The organism is Bacillus sp. FSL R10-2780, assembly GCF_038006125.1.
Taxonomy (GTDB): Bacteria; Bacillota; Bacilli; order Bacillales; family Bacillaceae_G; genus Bacillus_A; species Bacillus_A cereus_U.
The window spans coordinates 1,010,315-1,022,552 of the sequence record NZ_JBBOUQ010000001.1 but is presented as its reverse complement, the minus strand read 5'-3'; the positions used below and the strand labels follow the sequence as shown (position 1 = coordinate 1,022,552).

Sequence of the window (12,238 nt, the reverse complement as noted above, 5' to 3'; positions counted from 1 at the left end):
ACGCATATTATTATTAAAGTTTTATCGGAGGTGTACATATGAAAAAAGCAATTAGTTTCTTTCTCCTTTTGTTTTGCCTTATTGTTGTAAATGAAACATATGCCTATTCACCAAAGTCTTTACCAATCTCTCAAAACTCTGATCAATGGCAAGTAAATATTGATGAAGTGAAAAAAACGAGTGAAAAATTGTTACAACCAAAAAAAGGTGTATTTCAAACATATCATTTCTCTGTAAAAAATCTTGGAAAAAGTGAAGTGTATAATGTACAAGTTGAAGTTTTTCGGAATGAACCACATACGAAAACAAAATATGAACTCTTTTCCCTAAAAGAAAGTCGCCTATCGGGCGGAAAAACTGGATTTGAACACGCTAATTTTCCAGTTTCTACAAAAGCGGATAAGATTGACGTGATCATTACGTGGCAAGAACATCCTTTCCTCTCCATGAGAAACGGTCAAAAATTTGAATCTAGAAAATTTAAAGAGCATTTTGTTTTTAAAGAAGCAGTAAAGTAAATTTATCGGTATATGTACATTATTACCGATACCAATAAATTTTCCAGTACCAGTTCTTAAGCAAATTAAAAACGTCGTGGCTTATAAATGCCACGACGTTTTTAATTAATTCGTACTAATCCCTCTCGCTGCCCAAATGCGATCAATTTCAGCCGCGTGTTGTCCGCCGTATAAAAGAGCATCTGCTTGTTTAATCGCCTTCGCTCCATCACGGAATTTAGCATTTGGCGTTAATGACCAATGTGATTGTAAAATAATTTTTGTTGCTACATCACGGCCAAAGGCCTGTGCCATTTCGTATTGACCTTGAGCCCAAATTTCTCCATCATTATGCACTTCATTCGTTATATCTTTCGGGTATACTTTATTCGTATCTAATCGGCGTAAGCACGTCGGATCTGAACTAGAATAAGCGGTCGCATCCCATTCTCCAATACATGCTTTACCGTAACCTGTTGTCGATACTGCATCTTCATAAGTAGCACCTAAGAAGTCTCCAAACCCTTCTCCCATCGCTCCACCTTCTGGTGAACTTCCGAAGCCTGGTACTTGATTATCTTGAATAGAATGTCCATATTCATGCGCGATAATGCCCGCATCTTCTGCATCATCTACTCCGCCAGTACCGAAAGTTAAGGCTTTCGTTGATGGTGAATAAAATGAGTTATCATCAGTTGTACCATTTACATTCACTTTAATAGAACGATTATTAATATTGTTAATGCCCAATCCTTGAATGTAACGCTGCAATGTATCGATATGATAATACGACATAACATCTTCAAAGCTATCATTTGCACGTGTATAGTTAAATTGTAAGTTTGTAGATTTCGTCTTCGCTTTTGAAGAAATTGTAACATACTCACCAATTAAAAATCCTGTACCATCTAAACCTTTTAACGTAACAGTTTTCAGTTGATTCGTTAGTGCTGTTGAATCTGCATCATTACTATCTTTTAATCCTGTTTTACTACCACTAGATACGACAGGATTAGGTAAAAATACTTTTCCTGTTCCTTCTGCTTTTCGGTTTATATCAACCTTTTTAATTAACTTTCCATTTTCTGCATCAATGAATGTTTCCCATGCACCGAATGGATTATTAGAATGAACTACCACTTTATATACTGGAAGAGCGACACCTTCTTCAACAATATATCCGAATTCTTTTTCTGTAGGAGCCCATAGATTTTGCTCACTTTCTCCTCCAACATACGCCATCGATTTTTGTTCTGCATCTTTTTCACTAATTTTTTTCGTAACTTCCTTCACACCTGTAACAGGCTGATAATCAGAAACTGCAAGTAATCCTTTTCCCTCACCGTTAAGAGTAACTGTAATTTGTTTTGAAAATACAGGAGCACCATTAACTACTTGTTGGAACCTAACATATGAAGCTACTGATGTTTCTGTTGTAGAAATATATTGTAAGTCTGAAAGGTCCGCCTTCAATCCATATTCCGTAGCATGTCCCTTTAAATATTCAATTGCTTTTTTCTGTGGTGAATAAGCTTCTAACTTTACTTGCTGTTGTTTTTCCAGTGCCGAAACAGTAGAAATTGTCCCCATTACTAATGGCACAGTCATTGCCATTGCCACCATTTTTTTGTTTAACATAGAACCACTCCCCCTAATAAATTGAAACCTTTACCCCATTCCTATAAGGCTATTACTGTCCACAAGTAACGAAATAAAGTGAATCTACGAGTATTTCTATACGAGCAATTCTATTACCTTTCCATTTAGGGTGAGTGAAATTTTCTCAATATTTATGTATAAAATGAGAAAAATACTTTAGAAATATATTTCTTTTACCAATTTCCTTCACCTTATATTATTTTAAATAATGTATTGAAAAATAGGATATTTTTTACCTAACGGTAGGTTGAAAAAGTTACTGATGAATGCTACACTATATGTAACCTATTTTATTAGGAGGACTTATCATGAGCAAAAGTGAAGAAACACTCTCTTCCATAGTTGGAGCAAGTTATCGACTATTTGCCAGACACGGCATTGCCAAAACGACCTATTCAATGATTGCTGAGGAAGTTGGTATCGCCAAGCCATCTATTTATTATTACTTTAAATCTAAAGATGCATTAATCGAAAGTATTTTTAATGAATTATGCGAAGCGATGCAGTTCTCCTCATTCTTCCATACAGAAGAGTTTACGAAAGAGAATTTCATTGAGAAATGTATTGAAATTGGATTTAAAATGATAGACGAACAACAGAAAGATCCTTATTTTAATCGTGTATTACAAGAATATGTATTACTATCTTCAAGAAACGATATGTACAAAGATCGATTACTAACTGTACAAACAGAATATTTAAACGGATTTGAATCACTGCTCACAAAAGCAAATGAACTTCAACTCATTCAAAATAAAAATCTAGTTTCAAAAGCTCATATGTTAGCATTAGTACTTGATAATATCGGAAACTTCATGATGTTTGATGTAAATATGAATTATAAACAAATATGGATTGAAGCTGTCCACAGCATATTCGAAAGAAGTGATTCATATGAAAACTAAAAAACGAATTATCGGCTTAGATTTTGCTAGAGCGTGGGCGATGTTTGGAATGTTACTAGTTAATTTCATGGTGATAACAGGGGCGGAAGGAAATGGGCCTCCTCTGTTAAAAACCTTTATGTCACTTTTTGAAGGTAGAGCTTCTGCCTTGTTTGTTATACTTGCTGGGATTGGCATAACTTTAATGACTAAATCATCTGTTGCTAGCCAAGAGAAAATAAAAATCAATACCAGCCGAATATTGATTTGGAAACGATCACTATTCTTATTTATTTTAGGATTATTATTGTATGTAATGGAATGGACGGGTGATATTTTACACTACTACGGCGTTTACCTTTTCATCGCTGCATTACTAATTACTGTACGAAGAACTATACTAATATGGCTTTCTATCATTATTTTACTTGCTGCACAATATCTCCAACTTACTTTCAACGCCTTCGAAGGATGGGGAGGCACAATCCCATTTATAAACTATATAGACTTTTGGACCTTAAAAGGATTTCTTCGCAACTTACTTTTTAATGGCTATCACCCTATTTTTCCGTGGTTTTCTTTCTTCTTAATCGGTATGATAATTGGCAGGTTAGATCTTCATAATAGACAAATTAGGCATAGATTGCTCTTGCTCGGTTTAACAGTAACGTTAATTATAGAGCTATTATCCAAAGCGTTAACTCACCTTTTCATCCCATACATTGGTGAGGAAGCATCTACATTTTTATTTAATACAGGACCGATTTTACCAAATATATTATACGTCGCATCCGCTACAGGATCTGCTATTGCTATATTAATAATCTGCCTCCATCTTACTGAAAAATATGAAAAGAATTGGTTTATTACATCCATTGTACAAACCGGTCAATTAACATTAACTCATTATGTAAGTCATGTATTTATCGGTATTGGGCTATTGATTCTATTAAATAGGATCGAACATCAAACACTATTATTCGTTTTACTATTTGCTACTGGATTTTTCATTTTCAGTGTATTATTTAGCGTTTTATGGAGAAAGAAATTTTCTAGAGGCCCTATCGAATGGATTATGAGGAAATTGGCCGGATAAAGTGAAACTTTAATCAGTGGGGGTTTTGTCCATCCCCACTGATTATTAGCCCTCACCAATCGGGCTTTTACGAGCAGTCCGACTCCCACAAATAGCGGGATAATTTTCTAGCATGAAAAAAGGAAGTTGGAATCATTCCAACTTCCTTTTTTCTTTAATTAGCCGCGTTTAATTTAATTCGGAGTTTTGTCTCCCCTAAAGAAAGTTCGTCGTCTTCATTCGTTAAGTGACCAAATGTAAATTGCTTGACGAGTAAGTTTTCTTCCAATAGATCTTTATGATTCGTTAACGTTTGCTGTAGTTCTTCTTCTGTATCAAGAATTACATCCACTCGTAAATTAACCGGTAAATTCAACTGCTTACGATATTCTTGAACTGCACGAATAAATTCACGTGCTACTCCTTCTTGTAACAATTCCTCAGTTACATTCATATCTAACATGACCGTATATTGTCCGTTAGTCGTATTTGAGAATCCTGATTTCGCAACTTTCTCTACTAATACATCTTCAGCCGTGACAATTACTTCTTCCCCTGCTGTTGCCTCATATACTGCTTTTTCTGTTGATACAAAATTTTGTACTTCTTCTTGTGATAATTGTTTTAACCACCCGTTTACTGCATTCACATTTTTACCAAACTTCGGTCCCGCTGTTTTAAAATTCAGCTTTAATTGATATGATGTGTATTTCGATTCATCGAGTTCAACATGGAATGCTTTCACATTTAGCTCATCCATTACGATATCACGATAAGATTCCCAATCCATATCACTTTCGTTATGCTCAAGTAATACAAGCTCTGCTAACGGCTGTTTTACTTTTAATGAATGTTGATTACGATTACTTCTTCCAAGTTCAACAACTTGTAAAACAGCATCCATTTCCGCTTCTAACTCAGGCTGGATAAGTGATTCGTTTACAACCGGATAATCTGCTAAATGAACGCTGCTTCCTTCTAAATTCAGATGAATATCCTCAGCTACAAACGGTGTAAATGGTGCGATTAATTTACTAATTGTTACAAGCACTTCATGAAGTGTTTCATACGCAGCTGCTTTTTCAGGATTCATACCAGATTCCCAAAAACGATTGCGTGAACGTCTTACATACCAGTTACTCACTTCATCTACAAGAGCAGCAATTTCACGAGCTGCATTTGTGAATTGATAATCATCAAGTGCCGTTCTTACCTTTTTCGTTGTGCTATGCAATCTTGATAATACCCATTCATCTAATTTCGTCCGCTTTACATCATACGTTTCTTTCGGATTATACTCATCTAAATTTGCATATAAAACGTAGAAACTATACACATTGACTAATGTATCTACAAATTTCGATTTTGCTTCCAGTACTGTTCTTTCAGAAAAACGTTTCGCATTCCACGGAGCACTGTCCACGAGTAGAGCCCACCTTAGAGCGTCGGCACCAAACTTCTCTACTAAATCAACAGGATCTAGTGCGTTACCTTTACTTTTAGACATTTTCTGTCCTTCTTCATCTAGAACATGCCCAAGTGATAATACTCGTTTATATGGTACTTTCCCTGTATATAGTGCCGATACCGCTAATAAACTATAAAACCAGCCGCGTGTTTGATCAATTCCCTCCGCAATTACATCTGCTGGAAACTGTTCTTCAAATAACTCTTTATTTTCAAACGGGTAATGATATTGCGCAAAAGGCATGGAACCACTATCAAACCAAACATCAATTACTTCTGGTGTACGATGCATTGTACTTCCGCATTTTTCACAGCACACTTGTACTTCATCTACATATGGCTTATGCAATTCTAAATCTTCAGGCGTTTCTTTTGTACTATGCTTTCTTAATTCAGCAATACTTTTTGGTGCGAATTGATGATCACAGCTTTCACATTCCCATACGTTTAACGGTGTTCCCCAATATCTATTTCGGCTAATATTCCAGTCCACCATATTTTCTAAAAACTTACCAAAGCGTCCATGTTTCATATGATCTGGATACCACGTGACAGTATCATTATTTTGTAAAAATGTTTCTTTAATCTCAGTTGTTCGGATTAACCAACTTTCTCCTGCATAATAAAGTAATGGTGAATCACAGCGCCAACAATGTGGATAGCTATGCTCATATTTTTCTTTATGATATAGTAAACCTTCCTTCGCTAAATAACGAACGATATCAACGTCACATTCTTTTACAAACTTACCTTCAAGAAATGGTACCGCTTCTGTATACTCACCTTTTTCATCTACAACATGTAAGAACGATAACCCTTCACTTTGAACGACTTTATAATCGTCCTCCCCATATGCTGGAGCGATATGAACGAGTCCTGTACCACTATCCGCAGTAACAAAATCTGCCGCAATAACACGGTATCCATTTGTAACTTCCTTCATCGGAAACGGTGCTGTGTACGATGTATTTAATAATTCTTCACCTTTATGAACAGATAGTACTTCATAGTTTTCTTTTAGTACTTCTTGTACACGTTCTTTCGCAACAATGTACACATACCCTTCTTGTTTCACTTTAACGTATTCCATATTCGGATGTACGGCAAGTGCAACATTCGCTGGGAGTGTCCACGGTGTTGTCGTCCATCCAAGGAAATATTCATTTTCACTATCTTTCACTTTAAACTTAACTGTCGCGCTTAAATCTTTCACTGTTTTATATCCTTGTGCAACTTCATGTGAACTAAGAGATGTTTGACAGCTTGGACAATACGGTGAAACTCTATGCCCTTTATATAACAAACCTTTTTCATGAATCGTCCCTAAAATATTCCATACACTTTCGATATATGGATTCTCTAAAGTAACGTACGGATCATCCATATCTACCCAATATCCAATACTCTCCGTAAATTCACGCCACTGCTTCTCATATGTGAATACACTTTCTTTACACTTTTGAATAAATGGTTCAATGCCGTACTCTTCGATTTCATGTTTACCTGAAATACCAAGTTGTTTTTCAACGCCTAATTCTACAGGTAATCCATGTGTATCCCATCCGGCTTTTCTTAAAACTTTATATCCAGCCATCGTTTTATATCTCGCTACTAAATCTTTAATCGCCCGTCCAAGTGCATGGCCGACGTGTGGTAATCCGTTCGCAGTTGGTGGCCCTTCATAAAACACAAAAGATTGTGCGCCTTCTCGATTCTGAATTGATTGCTCGAAAATACTTTGTTCGTTCCACTGCTTACGAATACGTGTTTCTCTCCCTACAGCTGACTCTTTGACATCTACTTTTTTCATGTACAATCACTCCTTTGAATTTTTTAAAAAGCACACAAAAAACCCGTCCCTATGAAGTAGGGACGGGTTTACCCGCGTTACCACCCTAATTCTATTAGCTTTTCACTAATAGCACTTAGCAACGTACTAACATACGCGTTCTTTGTAACGGTAGACATCCGTCCGAGCTTACTTTATTCAGCCACGGCTCCTCGGAGATGATTTTCAAATAACGTCTGCACACCGGATTTCAGCAATACACCGGCTCTCTGGGGAACAGCTCACTATTTTACTCTTTCTCGTCTTCAGATTTGTATACTTTATTAAAAGTTATTTTATGCCATTGGGCAATTAATTGTCAACTAATTCAAAATATATTTTTATTTATACCCTTTTTTTCTATTCTTATACAATTACTTTTCAAACTCTCGCAATCCTGCTAAATCTTCATCTTCCTCTGCAAGTTCAGCGAAAAATCCTGTTTCATCTTCACGAAGCACAATTTCAAGTTCTTCTTTCGCTTCTTCATTTCTATTTAATAACGCTAAGTAACAAGCATGATCGTATCTTGCTAACAAGTCAGTAGCATCAATTGCTAATATTTCACTTGTTATTTCTTCTGCCTTTGTCGTTTGCCCAACTCTATGACACGAAGATGCTAACGTAAGAAGAATTGCCGTTTCATTTGGATGATGTACAGAAGCATCTTCTAATAAATAAATCGCATCCTCAAACCTCTCTTGACTTTGATATACTTCTGCTAAAGCAAGGAATCCTCTACTTACAAATGGTGTTTTCTCAATTAATTGTAAGCAAATTTTCTCCGCTTTTCTTTCTTCTCCGGTTTTACATAATACACTCGCTTGTAAAAGAAGAGTATCATAATCATCCGGTAGCTCTCGAACCATTTGTTTCGTTAATTCCAAAGCATCTCGTAACATAGCTTCTTCCTCACACTCAATGAAAAGATTTACAAGTTGCTTCGCTACATCATAATCCCACTTATGTTCTAACGATGTTTGTAATACCTCTATCGCTTCTTTATTCATCGCTGCATTCTCGTAAAATAGTGCAAAACGCTTCGCTGCCGTACTATTTTTCGGATTTAACTTTAAGGAAATCTCAAATAAATCAATAATAACTGTAATCATTGAAATTTCCTTCGCACGATTTTTCATGCGATAAAATGCTCTTGTAAATAAAGATTTTTTCGGTTGCTCATTTTGCTGCCTTTCTACTAATCTTTCGGCAACCGCAGTAGCTGCATACATAAACGCTGTACTTCTTTCTGCTTTTTTCACCTTTAGCGTATTAAGTACGTCTCGTATTTGGGATAATTTTTTATGTTGTTCCATTGCTTTTACGTACACACCAAATATACGTTCACTTTCCAAATCTTTATGCATTACTTTCAGCGCAACTTCGATTGCTTCTGCACTCTGCTTTTTAACTAGTACTTTCGCATAATGATATAGTACTTCCACATGCGCTTCATCTATTTTCATTGCGCATTCAATATATTCTTTTTCTTTATTTACCTCATTCATCGCACCATATACATATGCAATTGCATCTAAACGCCATATTTCTGGTACCTCTTCTGCTAATTGTTCTAGTTCAACTAGCAATTCTTCATGAAGATTCAAATCTACTGAAAGCTGTGCCAAATATTCCATATTAATATGCAAAGGCTCTTCTTTCATTACCTGGACCATATGACTTTGTTCTTTAGAACTATTTTCTTCTTTTTCATATATTTCTGCTAGTTGCACATGTACACCTGTGAAATTCTTATCCATTTCTAAACATGTTTCATACGCATGCTTCGCTTCTTGAAATTGCCCTAACGCCATGAATGTTTCACCGATTCGGAAATACGGCAATAAATCCTGTTTTTTCTTAAGTGCATCATTATACCGTTTTATTGCTTGATCATACTGTCCAATAGATTCATATAAAACACCAGCGTAACAACCGTATTCAATTACTTCCGTTTTCTCTTTTTCTAACGTTCTTAAAAACGCTATGCCTCGTTGCACAAAAGCTGTGTCTTTTATTCGATTTACATACTCATCCAACACGCTCGCTATATTAGCGTATACACTTCGTATACCGCTCTCTAATTTAGAAAGTGCAAGTTTTAACTCTTTTTCATCCCCACCTAATGCCATTTCAGCATCCCATAGCACCATGCCAGCATTCATAAGGAAATCTTGATTGTCTTCAAATTGCTCATTAATACTAACAATATAGTTTTTTGCATCCTCATATTGTTCCTTTGCCATATAAACTTGAGTTAAACCGAAATGGGCATATACATCTTCATTATTTTCTTCTAAAGAACGCTTATATATATTTTCCGCTTCTTCAAGTTCATCATTTTGAAAATGCACATCTCCTAAACGAACATATAAAGATGCCTGATCTTCACAATTTTGAATTCCTTGTAATAAAATTTCCTTCGCATTATTCCCATCATCCAAATCTGATTCATAGATTTCCGAAAGCTTCGTATATAAATACGCTGCCGTTTTATCTAATTGAATTGCTACTTTAAGTCCTTTTACCGCCAAATACACTTTTCCTAAATGCTGAGCACATCTTGCACGTTCATACCATATGTGCGCTTCATACTTATATTCTTTTAATAAATCATTAAAGAATACATATGCTTCTTCATATCGTTCTAAATCTATTAAAATCAAACCGTGATTTACAAGTGTAAACCTTTCTGGGCTACGTTCTATAGCTGTTAGAGAATACTCTAGCCCCTTTTCGGATTGATCCATATACATGTATGATAATGCTAAGAAACTCCACGCAACTGGTTGATCTGCATCCAATTGTAATGATGAACGAAAACTAGCAATCGCTTCTGCATAATTATCTTGCTCAAAAGAATAACGTCCATTTATAAGATGATACAACGCTTGACTATTTTTCTTCTCCACACTTTGAAGCATATGTCCTGCTTTTTCCATATCTTGCAGACGAATAAAACACTGTGCACTATGCAATTTCACAAAGTCAGAGCTCGGAAACTTTTCCATTAATTTTTCTATACAAAACTGAATAAAATCTTTATCTACTTCAGCATCTAAATGTTTAATCGTATATAGCCAAGTGTTTGGATTTTCACTTGTTTCTTTTAAAAATAGTACTAACTTTTCAATCCCCTCTTTATCTTGCTCAGCTAAATGATCTGTAAGAGAAAAGATTGTTTTATAATAAGTGTGTTCTTCCTCATTTAAAAATGAAAGTTGTTCTATTCTATCTTTCGGTATAAACGTAATAGCTAAACAATCTGTATAACGATATTTTTCTTGCAACTTATCATATTCCACAAGAATCGGTTCCAAGAAATTCGGATCTTGAATATAAAAAGCTTGCAGTACATCGTCATAACCAGAAAGCACTTGTACATGGGAAGCGTGCTCAATATCTATACTTAATAAAACGGGAATACCTTGATTGAGTAATCTCTTATAATTTTCCGCATTCCCTTGAAAATAACGATATTCGTAACCTTGCTCTTCTATATATGTAACTGTATCTGAAAACTTAGAACCTGTTACATCAAAAATATATTGTGCAATTTCATCTTGCGTACATTTTTCTCCCCATACCCCTAACATCATTTCCAAACTTGTCGGAACGCAATAGTTATCCTTTTGTACAACCGGAACTATCGGTAAACGAACCTTTTTCCCATCAGGATTTTTTTCTATATGATGATATAGAGAATTCTTCAAACTCTTTTCACTTTTCAATAGTGCTTGCAAATCGTGAATACTATTCGTTTTATAAAATGCTTCTGCACGTAAATGTATAAAATAAGTTGTATATGCATGATGCGGAAGCATATGATTAATTTTATCTATTACCGCTAACATTTCTTCATAGCGCTCTAAATCTAATAAATATTTTACTTTTTCAAAATAGAAATATGGTACTTGAGGGAACTTTGCAATCGCATCATTAATGAGTTGTAATGCTCGCTGCTGTTCACCTTTATATGCATATAATTGCGCCAATAAGTACGTAGCTAACTCTTCACAATCTTTATGCTGCTGACCGGATAAAAGTTGTTCCTCTGCCTTCTCCCACTCACCAGTCTGTATATATAAGTAACCCCATTTATCAAAAACTGCACGTGTACTATACTTTTCCGCCTTTTGCATATAGGCATAGGCCTCTTCATTTCGCTTCATATCTAACAAACATCTAACTAACGTAAAATATGCTTTCGTTAAAACATCCGCATCAGTTTCCTCTTCATTTACCTCTTCCAAAGAATCTTTTAACAATTGTTCAGCATCAAGAATTTTACGCTCATCAATTAACTCATCACAATATAAAGAGAGCGTTCTCATATTTGGGAATTTTTTATACGTATACCGAATTAAAAAGGAGCTATATTGATGCATCAAACCTTCATCAGCAAGACGAATTAATGTATCAAACTCCTTGGGTGACGAGACGTTAGAAAGCCAGTTCTTCACGTATGATAACTTATTCGTTTCTTTTATATGTGCAATTTCATTATTTATCTCATGTAATCCATCTACAAATCTCTTTTCTTTCAAACAAATTTCTAATTGTTTAAAATCTAGCATGTATTCACCTCAAATAATTATTTATACTGCCATTTGCAAGCAGTATTCTAACCTACTTGCTTAGATTTTACACATCATATAGTATGCATTCAACTAAAACCTCATATAATGAACGATATTATTTAATATTATTCAAGTTTATAACTAAATATCTTAAAAACGATACTTTTTCTCGTTATTTTGTTTAATTTGATGTAATAATGTATGTTCTTAAGAGATCATTCTCAGTAAATGAAATTATATTAATGATT

Annotated in this window: 6 protein-coding genes and 1 other annotated feature; of the genes, 3 read left to right on the top strand and 3 right to left on the bottom strand. The window is 35.0% G+C overall.

Annotation, left to right across the window (positions count from 1 at the left end; genetic code table 11):
* Positions 1-38: 38 nt before the first annotated feature.
* On the top strand, positions 39-518 hold the full coding sequence (locus NSQ47_RS05375) for a hypothetical protein (protein ID WP_340823521.1): 480 nt from the start codon (positions 39-41) through the stop codon (positions 516-518).
* 105 nt (positions 519-623) lie between these two features.
* Here the strand turns inward: NSQ47_RS05375 and NSQ47_RS05370 are convergent, their stop codons facing one another.
* Entirely contained in the window at positions 624-2,135 is a 1,512-nt protein-coding gene (locus NSQ47_RS05370) for a M36 family metallopeptidase (RefSeq protein ID WP_002200669.1), read from the bottom strand.
* 329 nt (positions 2,136-2,464) lie between these two features.
* On the opposite strand from NSQ47_RS05370, the gene NSQ47_RS05365 reads away from it, so the two are divergent.
* Both NSQ47_RS05365 and NSQ47_RS05360 read left to right on the top strand, forming a co-directional pair.
* Complete coding sequence (locus NSQ47_RS05365) at positions 2,465-3,061, top strand: TetR/AcrR family transcriptional regulator (protein WP_340823517.1); 597 nt, start codon at positions 2,465-2,467, stop codon at positions 3,059-3,061.
* Positions 3,051-4,136, top strand: coding sequence for a DUF418 domain-containing protein (locus NSQ47_RS05360; protein WP_340823515.1), 1,086 nt, complete (start codon positions 3,051-3,053; stop codon positions 4,134-4,136). The genes NSQ47_RS05365 and NSQ47_RS05360 overlap by 11 nt, the downstream gene beginning before the upstream one ends.
* Before the next feature lie 154 nt (positions 4,137-4,290).
* On the opposite strand, the gene ileS is transcribed toward NSQ47_RS05360, so the two are convergent.
* Together ileS and NSQ47_RS05350 are read right to left on the bottom strand one after the other, a co-directional pair.
* Positions 4,291-7,392, bottom strand: a complete 3,102-nt coding sequence (gene ileS, locus NSQ47_RS05355; RefSeq protein ID WP_341036297.1) for an isoleucine--tRNA ligase — start codon at positions 7,390-7,392, stop codon at positions 4,291-4,293.
* A gap of 55 nt (positions 7,393-7,447) precedes the next feature.
* Positions 7,448-7,686: a binding site (T-box leader), on the bottom strand.
* 98 nt (positions 7,687-7,784) lie between these two features.
* On the bottom strand, positions 7,785-11,987 hold the full coding sequence (locus NSQ47_RS05350) for a tetratricopeptide repeat protein (RefSeq protein WP_341036295.1): 4,203 nt from the start codon (positions 11,985-11,987) through the stop codon (positions 7,785-7,787).
* Between the last annotated feature and the right edge of the window lie 251 nt (positions 11,988-12,238).